General features: G+C 39.2%; 22 protein-coding genes. 9 read left to right on the top strand and 13 right to left on the bottom strand.

Annotated features, from left to right (window positions below):
* Positions 1-151: 151 nt before the first annotated feature.
* From ACHUGF_RS12665 to ACHUGF_RS12655, 3 genes are all read left to right on the top strand, one after another.
* The gene (locus ACHUGF_RS12665) at positions 152-1,345 is read left to right on the top strand and encodes an amino acid aminotransferase (protein ID WP_394131704.1); all 1,194 of its coding nucleotides are present in this window, start codon (positions 152-154) and stop codon (positions 1,343-1,345) included.
* Between the two features lie 141 nt (positions 1,346-1,486).
* The gene (locus ACHUGF_RS12660; protein ID WP_394131702.1) at positions 1,487-2,314 is read left to right on the top strand and encodes a glucosaminidase domain-containing protein; all 828 of its coding nucleotides are present in this window, start codon (positions 1,487-1,489) and stop codon (positions 2,312-2,314) included.
* Positions 2,307-2,942, top strand: coding sequence for a DUF2987 domain-containing protein (locus tag ACHUGF_RS12655; protein WP_394131700.1), 636 nt, complete (start codon positions 2,307-2,309; stop codon positions 2,940-2,942). Before ACHUGF_RS12660 ends, ACHUGF_RS12655 begins: the two co-directional genes overlap by 8 nt.
* A 73-nt stretch (positions 2,943-3,015) precedes the next feature.
* Here ACHUGF_RS12655 and ttcA read toward each other — a convergent pair whose 3' ends face one another.
* The 11 genes from ttcA to ccoN all read right to left on the bottom strand — a co-directional run bounded on the left by ttcA (position 3,016) and on the right by ccoN (position 12,946).
* Positions 3,016-3,957, bottom strand: a complete 942-nt coding sequence (gene ttcA / locus ACHUGF_RS12650; protein ID WP_394131698.1) for a tRNA 2-thiocytidine(32) synthetase TtcA — start codon at positions 3,955-3,957, stop codon at positions 3,016-3,018.
* Positions 3,958-4,025: 68 nt separating this feature from the next.
* The gene (gene uspE / locus ACHUGF_RS12645) at positions 4,026-4,955 is read right to left on the bottom strand and encodes a universal stress protein UspE (RefSeq protein ID WP_394131697.1); all 930 of its coding nucleotides are present in this window, start codon (positions 4,953-4,955) and stop codon (positions 4,026-4,028) included.
* A 97-nt stretch (positions 4,956-5,052) separates the two neighbouring features.
* Positions 5,053-5,805, bottom strand: a complete 753-nt coding sequence (gene etrA / locus ACHUGF_RS12640; protein WP_394131696.1) for an electron transport transcriptional regulator EtrA — start codon at positions 5,803-5,805, stop codon at positions 5,053-5,055.
* A 55-nt stretch (positions 5,806-5,860) separates the two neighbouring features.
* On the bottom strand, positions 5,861-6,547 hold the full coding sequence (locus ACHUGF_RS12635; protein WP_394131695.1) for a sulfite exporter TauE/SafE family protein: 687 nt from the start codon (positions 6,545-6,547) through the stop codon (positions 5,861-5,863).
* Complete coding sequence (ccoS, locus tag ACHUGF_RS12630) at positions 6,547-6,747, bottom strand: cbb3-type cytochrome oxidase assembly protein CcoS (protein WP_394131693.1); 201 nt, start codon at positions 6,745-6,747, stop codon at positions 6,547-6,549. The genes ACHUGF_RS12635 and ccoS overlap by 1 nt, the downstream gene beginning before the upstream one ends.
* A gap of 10 nt (positions 6,748-6,757) precedes the next feature.
* Positions 6,758-9,148, bottom strand: a complete 2,391-nt coding sequence (locus ACHUGF_RS12625) for a heavy metal translocating P-type ATPase (protein ID WP_394131692.1) — start codon at positions 9,146-9,148, stop codon at positions 6,758-6,760.
* A 6-nt stretch (positions 9,149-9,154) separates the two neighbouring features.
* Positions 9,155-9,634, bottom strand: coding sequence for a FixH family protein (locus ACHUGF_RS12620; RefSeq protein WP_394131690.1), 480 nt, complete (start codon positions 9,632-9,634; stop codon positions 9,155-9,157).
* Between the two features lie 115 nt (positions 9,635-9,749).
* Positions 9,750-10,706, bottom strand: a complete 957-nt coding sequence (ccoP, locus tag ACHUGF_RS12615) for a cytochrome-c oxidase, cbb3-type subunit III (RefSeq protein ID WP_394131688.1) — start codon at positions 10,704-10,706, stop codon at positions 9,750-9,752.
* Positions 10,706-10,882 (bottom strand): cbb3-type cytochrome oxidase subunit 3, encoded by a 177-nt coding sequence (locus ACHUGF_RS12610; protein ID WP_394131687.1) that lies wholly within the window; start codon positions 10,880-10,882, stop codon positions 10,706-10,708. Before ACHUGF_RS12610 ends, ccoP begins: the two co-directional genes overlap by 1 nt.
* Before the next feature lie 9 nt (positions 10,883-10,891).
* A complete protein-coding gene (gene ccoO / locus ACHUGF_RS12605; RefSeq protein ID WP_394131686.1) occupies positions 10,892-11,506 on the bottom strand; it encodes a cytochrome-c oxidase, cbb3-type subunit II in 615 nt (204 codons plus the stop codon).
* 12 nt (positions 11,507-11,518) lie between these two features.
* Positions 11,519-12,946, bottom strand: a complete 1,428-nt coding sequence (ccoN, locus tag ACHUGF_RS12600) for a cytochrome-c oxidase, cbb3-type subunit I (RefSeq protein ID WP_394131684.1) — start codon at positions 12,944-12,946, stop codon at positions 11,519-11,521.
* 270 nt (positions 12,947-13,216) lie between these two features.
* Between ccoN and ACHUGF_RS12595 the strand changes: the two genes are divergently transcribed.
* Positions 13,217-13,675: a hypothetical protein gene (locus ACHUGF_RS12595; RefSeq protein ID WP_394131682.1), complete on the top strand. Its 459-nt coding sequence runs from the start codon at positions 13,217-13,219 to the stop codon at positions 13,673-13,675.
* Positions 13,676-13,685: 10 nt separating this feature from the next.
* Here ACHUGF_RS12595 and ACHUGF_RS12590 read toward each other — a convergent pair whose 3' ends face one another.
* Positions 13,686-15,257 (bottom strand): DUF3369 domain-containing protein, encoded by a 1,572-nt coding sequence (locus ACHUGF_RS12590; protein ID WP_394131681.1) that lies wholly within the window; start codon positions 15,255-15,257, stop codon positions 13,686-13,688.
* 166 nt (positions 15,258-15,423) lie between these two features.
* Here ACHUGF_RS12590 and ACHUGF_RS12585 point away from each other — a divergent pair, with 166 nt between their 5' ends.
* Positions 15,424-15,672, top strand: coding sequence for a hypothetical protein (locus ACHUGF_RS12585; protein ID WP_394131679.1), 249 nt, complete (start codon positions 15,424-15,426; stop codon positions 15,670-15,672).
* Positions 15,673-16,226: 554 nt separating this feature from the next.
* Here ACHUGF_RS12585 and ACHUGF_RS12580 read toward each other — a convergent pair.
* Positions 16,227-16,613, bottom strand: a complete 387-nt coding sequence (locus tag ACHUGF_RS12580) for a hypothetical protein (protein WP_394131677.1) — start codon at positions 16,611-16,613, stop codon at positions 16,227-16,229.
* 203 nt (positions 16,614-16,816) lie between these two features.
* Here ACHUGF_RS12580 and ACHUGF_RS12575 point away from each other — a divergent pair, with 203 nt between their 5' ends.
* The 4 genes from ACHUGF_RS12575 to ACHUGF_RS12560 are packed head-to-tail and all read left to right on the top strand — an operon-like array spanning position 16,817 to position 17,895.
* Positions 16,817-16,984 carry a hypothetical protein gene (locus tag ACHUGF_RS12575; RefSeq protein ID WP_394131675.1) on the top strand — a complete coding sequence of 56 codons (168 nt, stop codon included), beginning with the start codon at positions 16,817-16,819 and terminating at the stop codon, positions 16,982-16,984.
* A complete protein-coding gene (locus ACHUGF_RS12570) occupies positions 16,981-17,400 on the top strand; it encodes a hypothetical protein (RefSeq protein WP_394131674.1) in 420 nt (139 codons plus the stop codon). The genes ACHUGF_RS12575 and ACHUGF_RS12570 overlap by 4 nt, the downstream gene beginning before the upstream one ends.
* Positions 17,400-17,705, top strand: coding sequence for a hypothetical protein (locus ACHUGF_RS12565; protein WP_394131672.1), 306 nt, complete (start codon positions 17,400-17,402; stop codon positions 17,703-17,705). The genes ACHUGF_RS12570 and ACHUGF_RS12565 overlap by 1 nt, the downstream gene beginning before the upstream one ends.
* A 1-nt stretch (position 17,706) precedes the next feature.
* Positions 17,707-17,895: a hypothetical protein gene (locus ACHUGF_RS12560; protein WP_394131670.1), complete on the top strand. Its 189-nt coding sequence runs from the start codon at positions 17,707-17,709 to the stop codon at positions 17,893-17,895.
* Positions 17,896-17,942: the final 47 nt, after the last annotated feature.

The following is a 17,942-nucleotide window of genomic DNA, read 5'->3' as shown; positions in this document are numbered from 1 at the left end:
TAAATCGATCATTTTATATTGAGAAAAATGAATATTGTTCAAACAATGCTAGTTTGATTACAACTTGTGTATTTGTCACTATTAACTGCACTAATACAGTGGTATAAGGAATTTAAATTCTTTGACTCATTGTAATTTAGGACAACATAGCATGATCTTTTCTGATATCACGCAAGCCGCAGCCGATCCCATTTTAGGTTTAACCGAAGCATTCAAAGCTGATCCACGCCCAAATAAAGTTAATTTAGGCGTCGGTATTTATAAAGATGATTCTGGACAAACACCGGTACTAAATTCAGTTAAGAAAGCTGAAGCTAAATTACTTGAGATTGAAAAAACCAAGAGCTATCTCGGCATTGAAGGTGTCAATGCTTATAACGATGCAGTCCAAACATTATTATTCGGTGAAGGCAGCGATATTATCATGCAAAAGCGTGCCAAAACCGCACAGGCACCAGGTGGCACTGGATCATTACGCATGGCTGCAGAGTTTTTGGTAAATAGCACAAACAGCAACACCATTTGGGTGAGTAATCCAACATGGGCAAATCATCAAAATATTTTTACAGCAGCCGGTCTGTCTATTGAAACTTATGATTATTATGTGCCGCAAACACATAACATTGACTTTGATGCGATGAAATCAAGCTTATCGGCAGCAAAAGCCGGTGATATTGTATTGATGCATGGCTGTTGTCATAACCCGACGGGAATCGATTTAAGTACTGAACAATGGCAGGAGTTTGCTGAGCTGTGTGTTGTTAAGCAATTGGTACCACTTTTTGATTTCGCTTATCAAGGTTTTGGTGAAGGAACTGAAGAGGATGCGCAGGGGCTGCGTATTGTGGCAAGTAAAGTATCTGAACTCATCATTGCAAACTCATTCTCTAAAAACTTTGGCTTATACAACGAGCGTATTGGTGCTGTGACAATTGTCGCAGAGAATCAGCATGTTGCTGATACAAGCTTTAGCCAAGTGAAGAAAACGATTCGTTCTAGTTATTCAAATCCACCAGCACATGGTGGTTTAATTGTCAGCACTATTTTGTCAGATAAGCAATTACGTGAAGAATGGCAACAAGAATTAACACAGATGCGTGAACGTATTAGCGAAATGCGCCACCGATTTGTAGCAATGCTTAAGCAAGAAGGTGTTAGTCAGGATTTCAGCTTTATTGCTGAGCAAAAAGGCATGTTTAGCTTTTCAGGCCTAACAAAAGCGCAAGTAGAACAGTTAAAAACAGAACACGGAGTTTATATTGTCGGCTCTGGGCGTATTAGTGTTGCAGGACTCACATCAGATAATTTACCTGTTGTGTGTAAGGCAATTGCTCAAGTATTGTAATGTATATATCTCTATTCTAGATAAATGAGAACAGGCAGCCAAATGGCTGCCTATTTTTTACCTACAAGTCATCATCATTATTACTAATAAAAAACAGTGACATGGTTTATACTGGCATCCCATTCATTATTTTTTTGAGATATGTTATCTACAGGTAGAATCGGAAAAATCACTGTTGCTTTGGCAATCTTGATTCTAATCCTATTGGCATTCCGAGCATGGTTTATCCCATTTATTTCAGTTGATGATAGTCAACGGCAACCTATTGTTGAGAATGAATTAGAGCAGGTAGATACCAGTCCAGATTTTATATCCATAAGTGATGTGACGGAAAAGAAACGCCAGTTTTTTAATTATTTTCGTCCAATGATAAAGAAAGAAAATGCCTTGATCACTGCTGAACGAAATTTGCTCAAGTCCATGATTAGTCATATTGAACAAGGTAGTGAACTTACCGATGCAGAGTCCTATCAATTGGCTAAAATAACAACAAGATATAAATTCAAATTATCGCAACCTGTTACAATCCAACAACTAGATGACCTACTGATAAGAGTTGATACCATTCCTGCTGAGTTAGTGTTGGTACAAGCTGCAAATGAAAGTGGCTGGGGCAGTTCAAGATTTTCTCAAGAAGGTAATAATTATTTCGGTCAATGGTGCTTTTCCAAAGGGTGCGGCTTGGTGCCGTTATCTAGGAGAGAAGGGCTAAGCCATGAAGTGGCCAAATTCGATACTGCTAATGATTCTGTTATTGCCTACATGAACAACCTTAACACTAATTCAGCTTATACAATGCTGCGTGCAATCCGTGCAGATAAGCGTGCCCAACAGCTAGATGCCAGAGCAGAAGAGTTAGTTTACGGTCTGATAAATTATTCAGAACGAAAAGAAGCCTATATTGAAGAGTTATTGCAAATGCTTAGGCACAATAGAAAATTATTAAAGGAAAATACTAAAGATGTATAAGATCATCATGAGTCTTATTTGTGTGTTTTCAGTCGTGACGTCAACTCATGCTGCAACATTTTCGTTAGAGTACAAAGGCTTCCATGAGCGAATGAAGCGGGTACACAAAGGAAACTTCCCACAAACCGAATTAGTATTTAGTGTGCCACAAGTTAACGGTTGCACGATTCAATCAGGTTATATTGCTACTGAAAAACGTCAGTTTCCATTGACATATAATGAATATCAACGTGTATTCATTCCTTTTGACGAAGAGCTTAAAAATAACCGTGGTTTAATCAATATTGAAGTCGATGGTGATGGTAAGAGTTGTGGGATTGCAATGCAGATCCGCGTTAAACAACCTAAACAACAATATGATGCGAAACAGTTATTGACTGTGATTGATGAGATGGATGCGATGTTTGATAAGCTTCATGGATTTCCAATGAAATATTTCCGCGATCCACTTGAAGGGTTAACCATTGCATTTGTTGCAAATGACGAAGCTTATGTCGAAATTGATGGTCAAAGCAAAATAGCTGATAATGGCATGCTACAGATCAGTCGGCAAACTTTAGTTAACAGCCATGATATCTCTTTCAGTACTGAACCACTCGTTATCAGTCCGTACCTTAAACAAGATTGATTTATAGTTTCATACAAAAAGCGCTTAACTAGTAAAGTCTAGTTAAGCGCTTTTTTATACACTAACTTGTATTTTATGGCTTAAATGTTGTGACAATATCTATCGATTGAGTGTTATCTAATTTAATATGCCCGCTATTTTGCACATCAAAAAAATCAAAAGCAGGTAAATCAGCCTCGGCTACATCACCTTTTAGTGGCGCGTCAGCATTTCTTTCTAGATTGATAAAATCAAATTGTTCACGGTCAACACCTTGTGAGGGGGCCGTATTCTGCATCGCTGTGAAAATAGTTTCTATACGACCAGGGTGTTGTTTGTCCCATTGTTTAAGCATGTCTTTCACTGCTTGGCGCTTAAGGTTCTCTTGTGAACCACACAAATTACAAGGAATGATTGGAAAAGCTTTTAACTTGGCATATTCAGCAATATCTTTCTCGCGACTATAGGCTAAAGGCCTTATCACCATGTTCGCTCCGTCATCTGATAATAACTTTGGAGGCATGGCTTTTAATTTTCCTCCATAGAACATATTTAGGAACATGGTTTCTATTATGTCATCACGGTGGTGGCCTAAAGCAATTTTAGTTGCACCAATTCGCTGTGCGAAACCATAGAGTGATCCACGTCTTAACCTTGAACAAAGTGAGCAGGTAGTTTTACCTTCTGGTATTTTATCTTTAACAATGGAGTAGGTATCTTTTTCTAGAATATGGTAGGGCACGTCCAAAGTATCGAGATATTTAGGCAGGATTTCTTCAGGGAAGCCAGGTTGTTTTTGATCAAGGTTGACAGCGACCAAATCAAATTTAACGGGCGCACGCTTTTGCAAGTTAATAAGGATATCAAGCATTGCATAGCTATCTTTCCCGCCAGAAAGGCAGCACATAATCAAGTCGCCTTCTTCAATCATGTTGTAGTCAGCAATAGCTGAACCGACTTCACGGCGTAAGCGTTTTTGAAGTTTGTTCATGCGGGTTGTTCGTTTTTTTACTTGCTCGTTTGCTGCTTCAGACATAAAAATGCGCCCAGTAACTAAGATTAAGGGCGCGTATTATTCCAGTAAACAAGGGAAGGGTAAAGTGTTTACTCTTCTAAAGGCGACTTATAGCCGTCAGGCTTAACTGCCAATAAATCACAATTAATACTGTCAATAACATGTTCAGCAGTATTGCCAATTAATGCAGCACTGAAACCTGTTCTACCTACGGTCCCTAAGATGACTAACTCTGCATCAAGTTTTGCTGCAAGTTCTGGAATAACATCTTCAGGTAAACCTTCTTCTACATGGCAGTTTTCAAATGGAATCTCATAAGATTGTGCCATATATTGCACACGTTGCTCATGTTGCATTCTAATCGTATCGTTGTAGGAGTTTGCATCAAAATCTGGTAGTTCAATTGCTAAATTTACAGGCGTACCAGGATAACCGTTAACTAAATGTACTTGAGCTTCAAACTTAGTTGCCAAATCTGTGGCGTACTCAATAATCTTACCATTCAGATTTTGATGCTCTTCATCTTCACAGGCGACGTTAATCGCACATAAAATTTTGCCTTCAACTGGCCAGTCATGCTCTTTTACCATAAGCACAGGCATAGGCGCTTTGCGCATCAAATGCCAATCTGTGGGGGTAAATATCACAGATTTTAATTTGTCATGCTCATGAGTACCTTTTACAATTACCTCATAATCTCCCTCAATAGCATAATTAATAATGCTTTCGAAAGGACGGTTATGCCAAATAACTTTGGTGTTTATTGTAATCCCTGTCTTTTTGTAATCATTGATTATTTCATCTAACCAAGCAACTCGCTGATCAATCACACCTTGGCGCATTGATTCACGTTCTTGGTTTGAAAGAATAGATGTCATCTCATAAGAGAAGTCAAAAATAGATAGGAATGCGGTGATTTCAGCTTGACTTTTACCTGCTAAATCAACGGCTCGAGCAAGGGCAGATTGGTGATCTGTAGTAGGATTGATTACAACTAATATCTTTTTATAAGCCTTCATAATAGACTCCGTCGAATTAGATTTATAATAATTTCAACTATCTACAGTATCACCTTTGGCTAATAAATAAACATTGAGATGGATCAAAAAATTGAATCTATGTCGCAATTCTGGCGTTACCAGCAAGAACACTTAATGCGCTTTGATCGACAATCGAAATATACTTTCCTTTGACCTCAATCATGCCCGCTTTTTGAAAGCGTCCAAGTAAACGACTGATGGTTTCAACGGTTAAACCTAAATAATTACCAATGTCACCACGGGTCATAGTCAAGCGGAATTCATTAGGAGAAAACCCTCGACTGCCAAACCTATTGGCTAAATTACTAATGAATGCGGCAAGACGTTCTTCTGCATTCTTTTTAGAAAGTAATAAAATCATTTCTTGATCAGACATAATCTCATTGCTCATTAAACGCATAATCTGTTGTCTTAGCTTTGGCATACTGCCAGATAATTCATCTAATGTTTCAAAAGGGATTTCACAAACCATTGAGGTTTCAAGTGCCTGTGCGAAGCTTTGGTGCTGATGAGCGTGGATTCCATCAAAGCCGATAACATCACCCGCTAAATGAAAGCCTGTGATTTGCTCATCACCTTGTTCAGTAATGGTGTAGCTTTTAATTGTACCTGAACGGATTGCATAAAGTGCTTTGAGACTATCACCAGATTTAAAAATTTGATCGCCTTTTTGTACAGGCTTTTTTCGCTCAATGATGTCGTCGAGTTGATCTAATTCGGCGTCATTTAACGTAAAGGGGATACACAATGTACCCATACTGCAATCATGGCAATGTATTGCACAACCGCCAGTTGAAGCACGGCGTGGTTTATTAAACTCTTTTGGCATAACTTGTCTCAATCAATTTATACATCTATATGGTAAACCAAAACGCTATTTACAGCTAGTTAACCTGACCAATCGCTACATAGATAGTCTGTAAACCAAATGCGATGATCAATAACCCGCTAATAATTCTTACAGTACGTTTATGAACAAACTCGCTCAGCTTCTTAGCGGCTAATCCGGCACTGAGTAAAGCTGGTAGTGTTCCCATGCCAAAAGCCAACATGATAGCACCTCCGTTTAATGCACTACCTGAGGCAACTGACCAAGTTAACATGCTATAAACTAAGCCACAGGGTAGCCAACCCCATATCATTCCTGCAACAATCGCTTGGGTTGATGTTTTTATTGGTGCGAGTTTATTGGCGACTGGTTTTAATACTTGCCATAGTTTATTACCAAGCTTCTCAATGTGAACAATAATCATCCATAAATTGGCAATATATAAACCGGTGAAGATCATCATTATGCCCGCAAAGAACCGCAAATAAAGCAGGTAATTGTCTAGCACAAATAAATGATTTAATGCTGCTGCACCACCACCAATTAATGCCCCAGCTACGGTATAGCTGACAATCCTACCTAAATTGTAAGACAGTAAAAAACGTAACTGATTAGCTAAGCGGTTTCCTGGTAAATTGGGGATATTGGCTGAAAAAGCACCTATCAAGCCACCACACATGCCAAAGCAATGTGCTGCACCCATTAAACCTACAATAAACGCACCTGTAACACTGATTTCCATTAATCTATTTTACTCTGTGATGCAGTAGGTTCTTGTTTATTAGTTTCTTTATCTTGAGTTTCAGGCTCATCAAATAAAATTGATACACTCTGACGTTCTAAATCATCGAACTGTTCACTTTTTACAGCCCAGAAAAAAATGGCAACGGCAATTAGTACAAATACCATAGCAATTGGAATTAACACGTAAATAATGCTCATATATATGGGCTCACGGTTTTATTTTAAGAAGACGTAAGCTGTTGCTTACCACAATGATCGAGCTAAATGACATACCTAAAGCCGCAATATAGGGCAATACATGTCCCGTAACGGCTAATGGAATGATCAACACATTATACCCTAAGGCCCAAAATAAATTCTGTTTGATTATGTTGTCTGTTTTCTTTGCTATGGATATTGCATCACTAAATCGTGACAGCTTATCGCCAAGTAAGATAAGGTCTGCACTGTTTTTAGCCAAAGCACTGCCACTTCCCATTGCGACTGATAAATTGCTACCTGCTAACACTGGGGCATCATTTATACCATCACCAAACATGGCGACTTGTTTAGTTTGCTGTAACTGTTGCACATAGGAAAGTTTTTCCGCGGGCGATAAACCAGAATGTAGCTGGTTAATATTTAGCTTAGTTGCTATATAACATACGTGATTTGAGCTATCACCACTGGCAATACTGATATCAATATTGGCATTCTTGAGCGCATGTACGGTATCTTGTGCATCCGATCTAATGCTATCTTCAATGCAAATCTTTGCCTGTAATTTTTGTTCAACACACAGATACAGAATTTGCATGTGCTGTTCATTTTCTTGCTGTTGATTTATGTTGCAGTCTACAAACTCTGCCTTGCCCAGTTTTACCATTTTACCTCGCCAAGTAGCAGCGATACCATGGCCAATGTGGTTATGGATATTGGTGACATCACCCATTGGCTGTATAGTTTTAAACGCATATGCAATTGGGTGAGAAGAGGCTTGCTCTAAGGCACTGGCTAAGCTGAGTACTTGATCAGCGGTTAAGTCTGCATAACATTGGACATCACAAATGTTAAATCGGCCACAGGTAAGGGTACCGGTTTTATCGAAAACAACATGATCAATTTGTGGCATTTTCTCAAATACACCACTTTTGCGGGTAATAATGCCCATTCGAGTAAACAAAGATGTGGCACAGGTAATGGCAGTTGGTGTTGCTAATGCAAGCGCGCAAGGGCAGGTAGCAACTAAAACTGATAATGTGACCCAAAATGCATCTTCAGGCGATACAAACTGCCAAACAACATAGGTCAACGCAGCAATAATAAGAATAACACCAGTAAAATAGCTTGCTGCTCGTTCAGCTAGAATGGCAATTTTAGGCTTTGCATTTGTAGCAACTTCTTGCAGGCGAATAATTTCAGCAACTAATTGATCTTGCCCTAACGCATTGACTTTTATTTTGATGGCTTGGTCAACATTGATTGTGCCTGCATACACTTGTTCATTTATTCCCTTGGGTAAAGGAAGGTGTTCACCTGTAAGCATCGCTTCATTGATACTGCTATTACCATCGATTATAAGACCATCGGCGGCAATCATTTCACCCGGTTTTACTAAAATGACATCATCAATGCGTAGTTGTTTGGCTGCGATTTGGGTGACATTATTATTGGTAACAATACTGGCTGTTAGTGGCACTAATTTATGTAAATTACTAGCATTAATACTGGCTTTTTGTTTTGCTGCTTGTTCAAAGTACCGCCCCAGTAATAAGAAAAAGGTAAACATAGTGACAGATTCAAAATAGACTTCACCATCACCATTAATTGTGGCTATGCAGCTTGCGATATAAGCGCCTGCGATGGCGATTGATACTGATAAGTCCATATTGAGGGACTTACTTAATAACCCACGAATGGCACTAAAATAAAAAGGTTGTGCGGAATAAAAAACCACTGGCGCCGCAAAAATGAGGCTCACCCAACGAAAGTAGTCACGATATTCGAGTTCTAAATCGGTAAAGTAGCCTGAATATAATGCAAGGGCGAACATCATGACTTGCATAGTCGCAAAACCAGCTAGGCCTAATCGAAGTAGAAACTTTTTACTGTTGGCTTTACTGAGCTTTTCTTGTTCATCCACTTGATAAGGTGCAGCTTGATAACCTATAGCGCTAATTTGATTAAGAATTTCACTCAACTTAACAGTTTGTTCATTCCAGCTTACTAATGCACGTTGTGTGGTGGAGTTAACTTGAATTGAGATAACACCGGATAGTGTTTTGAGTTTGTGTTCAATCAACCACGCACAAGCAGCACAAGTGATCCCATCGATGAATAAAGACGTTGTTTGTTTGCTGTCGCTATTGTGTACAAAATCTTTTTGTACTTCAGCCAAATCATAGGCGAGGAATTGTTGGAGCTGATCAGGTACTAATACGGTTTGTTTTTCACCTGGTTCACTACGGAATTTGTAATAGCTGATTAAATTGGCATCAACAATCGCTTGAGAAACTGCTTGGCAACCTAAACAGCACATTGGTTGCTCAATGTTGTCGATGGTGGTGTGTAAGTCTAAGCCAGTCGGAACTGGCTCAGAGCAGTGATAACATTTAGTCATTGATAATTAATTCAACCAATACTCAATATCATCTTTTATTTCAATACGTTGTTGTATACGCCATGTGTTGTCATAGCCTTCCAGCCTTACTTCCCATGGGCCTGAAATTGCATCGGAAAGAGCGATACGATAAGTGCCTTTTGCATTTGCTGTCGTGTTTACATTAAAGTCACGGTCAGCCAAAGTAGGGTGGAAAAATCTCACACTTAAAGCGGCTTTATATTCAGGTCCACCATGTTGCGTGATAAGTAATTCATCATCATGCACTTCGACCAAAAACTGCATACCAATATTCTTGGCATGTTGAATTTTGCGTAAGTCCATATTAATACCACGGCCTTGCTTGTAATAGTCTTCAGCAACTAATGAATCTTTATTGTCCAATGCAATTTTGAACGTTGTAAGGCTTGCTATAACGACACACAAAGGCAAAATAATTAAAAACCAAGGCCAGAATTGTTTATACCAAGGTTGGATATCAGACATACTGCTTCCTATTTTTTATTGTTTTAAGCTAGGTATATTTTACCTTTAATTTGCTTAATTAACACTTAAAAAAAAAGCCTCGATGAATTCGAGGCTTTTTAATTAACACATGTAACTACTTGTTATTTAAGCTATAAACATAAGCGGAAATAACGTGAACCTTCTCTTCGCCTAAAATGTCTTTCCATGCTGGCATTACACCTGCACGGCCATTTTTAATAGACTCAAAAATGTCTTCACGTTTACCGCCATATAACCAAGCATTGTCAGTTAAATTCGGTGCGCCCATGAATTTATTACCTGAGCCATCCATGCCATGACAGGCAAAACAACCTTTCATGAATGAACCTTGACCTTGTGCAGCAAGTGCCTCATCGTGGTCACGACCTGATAACTTTAACACGTATTCAGTTAAGCCTTTTAGCTCGCTGTCTTCGATTGGTAAACCACCTTTTGCTGGCATCATGCCATTGCGGCCATCCATGATCGATTTCTTGATATCAGCAAGTTCACCACCATATAACCAAGCGTTGTCTGCTAGGTTAGGGAAGCCAACAGAACCACGTGCGTCAGAACCATGACATTGAGCACAGTTTTGTAAGAACAAACGCCCACCGACCTTTAGAGCTTCTTCATCTTTGATCAACTCTTCTAACGGTTGAGCCAGATAAGCTTGAAAGATTGGATCGTATAACTTAGCAGCCGCTTCTACTTCACGGTCATATTGTGATAATTGGTTATTTGCTTTTGCTGTTTCAACGGCTGCTTTTGAGTCAGCAATTGATACGACGCTTTGGTTTGCACTTGTCCAACCAAATAAGCCTTTAAAGCTGCCTAAACCAGGGTATAAAGCTAAATAAACAACACCAAACACAATCGTGATGTAGAACATATATGACCACCACTTAGGTAGTGGGTTATTCAGTTCTTCAATTCCATCAAAACTGTGGCCCATTGACTCACCTTCATCTACACCAGTGTTGTTCTTAGAACATGCAACTAGTAAGACTACACAGCCCACAATGACCAAAATTGTTGGAGCGATAATCCAAATATTCCAGAAGTTACTCATTATTTTTTCTCTCCTGAGTCCTTCGACATATCTGCGATTTCTTCTTCGGTAAATACAAGGTTGGCAGCTTCGTCAAATTTAGCCTTACTGCGTGAACTGTATGCCCAGTAAAAAATCCCAATAAAAGTCACCATAACAATGATTGTTAGAATGCCTTGAAAAGTGCCATAATCCATAAATGCCTCCTATTTGAGCGCGTGACCCAATGATTGCAAGTAAGCGATTAGCGCATCCATTTCAGTTTTTCCTTCAACCGCTTTTTGCGCGCCAGCGAATTCTTCTTCTGTGTACATATTATGAGAAGGGTGGAAATTGCTTAAGATTTCCATCTTTCTTCTGGTCAATTTGCCATCCAGCACATTGTCCATTAACCAAGGGTACGCAGGCATATTAGATTGAGGGACAACTGCACGTGGATCAATTAAATGAACCTCATGCCATTTATCACTGTAACGACCACCAACACGCGCTAAATCTGGACCTGTACGTTTAGAACCCCACTGGAACGGGTGATCCCATACAGATTCACCAGCAACAGAGTAGTGACCATAACGTTCTGTCTCTGCTCGTAATGGACGGATCATTTGGCTGTGACAGTTATAACAACCTTCACGCACATAAATGTCACGACCTTCAATCTGTAACGCAGTATATGGAATTAGACCTTCTACTGGTTCAGTTGTGTCTTTTTGGAACAACAGCGGGGTAATTTGTACTAAACCACCAAAACTAATGGCGATTACAGTAAAAATACCAAGTAAGCCGATGTTCTTTTCAATTAACTCATGATTAAATTTCATCGAATCGGCTCCTTATGCTTCAGCTGGTGCTGGTAATGAATCTTTTGGTGCTTTAATTGTCTTCATTACGTTGTATGCCATGATAAACATACCAAGTAAGAAGAATGCACCACCAATAAAGCGTACAAAGTAGAATGGGTATGACGCTTCTAAACTCTCAACGAAACTATAAGTTAACGTACCGTCAGAGTTTACTGCTCGCCACATCAGACCTTGCATAACACCAGAAATCCACATAGCCACAATATATAGCACAGTACCGATTGTCGCTAACCAGAAGTGTACGTTGACTAAGTTGTTGCTGTACATGCGACCATGGCCGAACAATACAGGAATAAGGTGGTACAAAGAACCAATAGAAACCATTGCAACCCAACCTAATGCACCAGAATGAACGTGACCGACAGTCCAATCCGTGTAGTGAGAAAGTGCGTTTACAGTTTTGATTGCCATCATTGGGCCTTCGAAGGTAGACATACCATAGAAAGACAATGAAACAACAAGGAATCTAAGTACAGGGTCGGTACGTAGTTTATGCCATGCACCGGATAGCGTCATGATACCGTTGATCATACCACCCCAAGAAGGAGCGAATAGGATGAGTGACATCACCATACCAAGTGATTGAGTCCAATCTGGAAGGGCAGTGTAGTGTAGGTGATGAGGACCAGCCCAAATGTACAATGCAATTAATGCCCAGAAGTGAACGATAGATAAACGATAAGAATAAACAGGACGGCCAGCTTGCTTAGGTACGAAGTAGTACATCATACCGAGGAAACCTGCTGTCAGTAGGAAACCTACCGCATTATGTCCGTACCACCACTGAACCATTGCATCAATTGCACCTGAGTACATTGAGTAAGATTTGGTCATGCTAACAGGCACAGCCATTGAGTTAACAATGTGAAGTACTGCTACGGTGATGATAAATGCACCAAAGAACCAGTTTGCAACATAAATATGTGATGTTTGCCTTTTAATTATCGTGCCAAAAAACACGATGGCATAACATACCCAAACGATAGTAATGGCAATATCAATTGGCCATTCTAGTTCTGCATATTCTTTACCAGATGTGAATCCTAGTGGTAGTGAAATGGCTGCAGAGAGGATAATTGCTTGCCAGCCCCAAAAAGTAAACGCAGCCAATTTAGGTGCAAATAGTTTGGTTTGACAAGTTCTTTGAACGATATAGTAAGATGTTGCGAATAGTGCTGAAGTACCGAACGCGAAAATCACAGCATTGGTATGTAACGGTCGTAAACGACTGTAGGTTAACCAAGGAGTTTCAAAGTTCAATTGTGGCCAGATTAACTGGGCCGCAATAAGTACACCTACTGCCATACCAACAATTCCCCACAACACTGTTGTGAGGGCAAATTGACGAACAATAGTGTAATTGTAATCAGCAGCTGTAGACTGGGAATGATTCATCATAATGCTTCCACGGCTTATTACTTTTGCTTTTAGTTATAGTAAAGAAGTGTCTTTACCTGTTAAAAATGACTTCCGAACAAAAAATAAACATAACTTGTTTAATATTTGTCTAGTTTGTCAATGATTTACATCGAAATATTGCTCTCTATCACGATGTGCGTTAATGATACGTGAGCTTACTCAAAAAAGATACCTGAAGTCAGCGGCCAAAGTTGATCTAGATCAATATCCGCAAAATAAATGTTACTGAATTTGTTACAAGGAAACGAAATGCAAACATCATTAAAATATTTTTCTTTATTAGCATTTTTACTCATTTTATTAGTGGGCTGCAGGGATGTAGAGGAGGAAGTTATAAAAAAACACCCACTGGATAATAGTTTATGTAACTTTAATCAGGGTGAGTGTAACCAGATTGTTGCAGATTTAACTGTTTCTTTATCAATAACACCAGAGCATGCTCCTAGCGAATTACCTCTCAATGTAAAATTGAATTTTTCTCAAGATGTAGAAAACGTAAAATTTCTAGTAGAAGGACGCGATATGTTTATGGGGATCATTCCAGGATCGTTACATCAAGTAAGCGATAGTAAAACACAATATGAAGGCGAATTGATTTACGGTTCATGTAGCAGTAATTACATGGTATGGCGCATGTTTGTTAGTTTTGATTACCAACAACAATCACAAACCGTATTATTTGATTTCTTAGCTGATAACCAAAGTTAATTAAACGAAGTTAGGTATCAAGCCAGTGAGTTTTAATGCGCTCAAATATATTTATATTATCAATGAAGAGTGATAATAGTGTTGGATCGAAGTGGCTACCACTGCAGCGCTTCATTTCATCTAGCACGTCATCCAAGGCCCACGCTTCTTTATAACAACGTTTATGAGTTAAAGCGTCGTAAACATCTGCAATAGCCACAATACGAGCAAAAATATGGATATCTTCACCAGCTAATCCATTTGGGTAACCACTACCATCATACTTTTCATGATGTTGCAGAGAAATGATAGCTGCAGCTTGTAAAATAGGGCGGTTAGAACTTTCTAGAATTTGATGACCAATAACAGGGTGTTGCTTCATGACTTGCCACTCTTGATCATCAAGCTTTCCAGGTTTTAATAATACTGCATCAGGTGTCGCAATTTTACCGACGTCATGCATTGGAGAAGCATGTTTAAGCAAGTCAGCTTCTTGCTCATCTAATCCTGCAAGTATTGCCAGTTCATAACTGTATTCAGCCATTCTTTTGACGTGATTCGCAGCTTCCTTTGATCGACTCTCAACGACATCACCTAAACGTAAAATTAACTCAGACTGCGTATCTTCTACTTCTTGATTTAACAATAGATTCTCAAAGGCAATACCGACATTAATAGCAAAGATATCAATGAGTTTACGATCTAACTCATTTATTTCATTGATGCCATCAACATAAAGTAAGTTTATCCATCTACTTGTTTTAGTTGGGAAGTAACCGATAAAAACAGATCCTTCATATAAGCATTGTTTCTCGGCCAGGGCCTTATTTAACAAACAATAAATTGAATCGGGAATATCTTTGCTGCTGCAATTATGAAAGTTACCAGTCCCCGCAAGTACTTCAATCTCAGAAGAGTCGACTGGACCACTCATTGCATCTAGTGAATTACATGTTAAAAGCAGTGTTTCAGACTGTAAATTTAAAAGTCCCGCAACCTGATTAAGAAGGCCGTCAGCAAACCTGTGTAATGTGCGTAGTTCAAATAATCCAGAAGTCGCTTTTAATACTTTCTCTAAACCTTGTCTATGCTGTTGCTGTGTTAACCTTCCTTGTTCAATGAGCATAATGTCTCTGTAGGATCGTAGAGCAGAATAAACGCTGGTTGTCAGTTTTCGGGAGTCTAACTCTGCTTTAGCTTTATAATCGTTGATATCATAATGAACGATGACATCTTCTTCTGGCGCTTGACCTGGTTGTCCTGTCCTAAGAATAATTCGAAGTTTATTATTTTTAAGATCACTACGGATCCACTTTACTAATTCTAACCCTGCATGGTCACTCTCCATTACAACGTCGACAAAAGCGACTGCAATGTCTTGGTGCTCTTTAAGTACCACTTTAGCTTGTTCACCGCTATAGGCATTTAGAAATGAAAGAGGGCGGTCATCTAATTTGAAACGGGATAAGGCAAGCTTGGTAACTGAGTGGATATCGGGTTCATCGTCAACAATGAGTACTTTCCAGCCAGCTACTGAAGATTGTGGTGTTGTATTCTTATTACTCGAAAAAATAGGGCTCTTTTTGGCCTTTTCTAGGAACATGTAATACCTCAAATATGATGAAATAGAATGCCGTTCAAACAAAGCACTAGCCTTTTTTACCTTAGTAAAGTGTAGACCAAGTTTTTTGCTAAACAGAAACAAAATAATTGAAAATCATTAATAGTAATATATAATGATAATCATTCTCATTATATTGGGTATTATTATGAAATCATTAAACATCACTATCAGTAATGACAAAATCCAGAAGCTAATCGCTTCTGGCCACTTATGTGCAGCTGACTTTCAATGTCTTGATAAGCAGACTAAACAAGCTGTATGGCAGATTTGTTTAGTTAATTGCCAAAAACGCGTGGTTTGTAATCATCAACAAGCAAAACTTGACAGTGAAACTATGATTGAAAATCAAACTTTATCGGTTGGGCAGCATGTTCACTTGACGAATGTATTGTAAGTTATGTAGATACTTTGGATTTAGTAGGATTTAGTAGGATTTAGCTGGAGTCAGATAATTTTCTTACTTCAATATTGAGATTAACATTGACCAGCGTGAAAGCTTGTTTCAATGAGTGAGTTGGTGTGCGATAAATTACTTTGTTGCAGCACCATGCTTAATCGTATCTCTGAAGCATAATCTATGACTTTAAATTTCGTTATCAATTTTTAAGTATTCAACAAAATGATGAACATAAACTGGAACTGATAGGTTTCGTAAACAAGTTGAACATTAAAAAGCGACGTGATTGGCATGTGATAGATACGTGACCTGATACACAGATAAATTCAGCTAAGCTATGCATCGTCATTTAGCTGGCTAAATGCCTATATTTTTTAACAACAATTGCGTGCCATTTAAGTTCAATCTCTGTTTTAGGTTAAATTCTGGCATGCATTAGCCACATACTTTTGAAAGTAGGCAATCTCAGACACATGGTTGGTTTAACTAGACAAGAATAAAGCTAAACCTGAATAATACATGCAACTGCGCACAATGTATAAAACGGTAAATCACCACATACCACTTAATGTATGATTTACAACGGAATATTTGATATTACCGTAGGAAATTTTTTCCATATCTACCGCTTTGCCTTCTGCCTTTTCAATGAATGAATCGTCAAAATTCGCATTTGCGATTGCGTTGATTAGCGCGTTTAATTCCGCTTTGGCTTTTTCGTTCTTTTCCCGCCATGTAAGGCCGTAGAGCATTAATAGCCCTGCATTAACATCTAGAATCTCAGCAAATCGAATTAATACATCATTCTTAGGAAAAGCGCGATTAGTTCGCCAAGCTGATACACCAGCCGATGAAAAGCTATATTTCTTCATAACCTTGTAGTCAGTTTCTAGGCCAGTCGCGGTTTTAACGAGGTCGAGCAATTGAGAGGGTTGCATTTTTAGTACCGTCCAGAGTGCTAATAGCTCAAAGTATAGTAGACGATACAAAGTGCAACAACGCCTTTTGTTGTATCATGGTAACTTAATTCGGTTTGAGTTATGTTTGTTTTCGTCCAGCAGTGCAAGGGCGGCGCAGCGAAGTAGCTACGCTGTTGCCGCCCCAATCCAATGCGCTGTTACATGCACTAGAGGGAATTAACATGAAATTTAGCAAGCCGATTGGTAACACCACAATTCAACTAGCAAGTTGGTTGCCCACATCAATGATTGTCACTCAGGAAAATTTTTCCACTGAGAAATTAGAGCGCAGCCGCAAAGCAATTGCATTCCTAAAGGCGAAGTTACAGCGCTGTGGGGGTGTGAAATGAATCCTCAATTATTCGAGTTAATCAAAAAGTACCTGCTTAGGCAGGCGGGCGGGTTTATTGATGCCAGTCGTCAAGCTAGAGACTTAGGGTTATCAGCTCGTTATGGGCATACCTACCAAAATATGACCGCTGAGGTTCGCGGAGCTATTTTGGAGTTGACCCAGTATCAAAAAGAGGCGAGCCAGCCAGAAGATAATTTGATTTTGATGTTGCGCGAATCCGCAGAGGAAAACGCGCATCAATGGGTTGAGCTGGAAAACGCGAGAGCAGCCAATGTTAGAGCAAGCAAGCTTATCACTGAGCAAGAAAAGCAGCTTGATGATAGCGCTCTGCATATTGATATTTTACACGCGCTAGTTAAAGCGGGTGATTTAGATGTATTACGTGTGATGGTCGCCGATTGGGAGGCTAAGTAATGAAAAGACCTACCATCATTGCACCGAAAGAAGTTTTTAACCTGTCAGAAAGTCAAGCGGTTGTCTTTTCGGAAAAAATAAACGAGCAAAACAACGCGCTTTATCATCACAAAATATCCCTGCTTATCGGTATTCATGATGCAGCATTCTTAACGAGTCTGCTTTGTTTGATTAAGACTAAGTTGGGAGGTGACACATCTAGTGATGCTTATGAAGCTATTGAGACTGACCTAGATTTTTGCCTAACCCAAGTTGAGCGCATAGATGAAAACCTAAAAGAGCTAAGTTATTGGGAGGGTGAGTAATATGCGCCAGTTATTACAGCGAATCCTAGATGAGCAATATGTAATTGAGTCAAACATCAATCTGGCTAAGTCACTGCTTAATTATGCGAAATACTACCGCAGGGTAGGCAATGCGCCCAAGTATCAAGAAACAATGAGATTAGCGAGAGAGGCAAGACTACGCGCCGCTGAGTTATTAGGTGGTGAGTAATGTTCACGATTGATAATTTTATGAAATTTTTACTAATACTTTCGGTG

The sequence above is a fragment of the Shewanella maritima genome (assembly GCF_043643735.1).
Classification (GTDB): Bacteria; Pseudomonadota; Gammaproteobacteria; order Enterobacterales; family Shewanellaceae; genus Shewanella; species Shewanella maritima_A.
The sequence above is the reverse complement of the archived record's forward strand: the minus strand, read 5'-3'. Positions and strand labels throughout refer to the sequence as shown.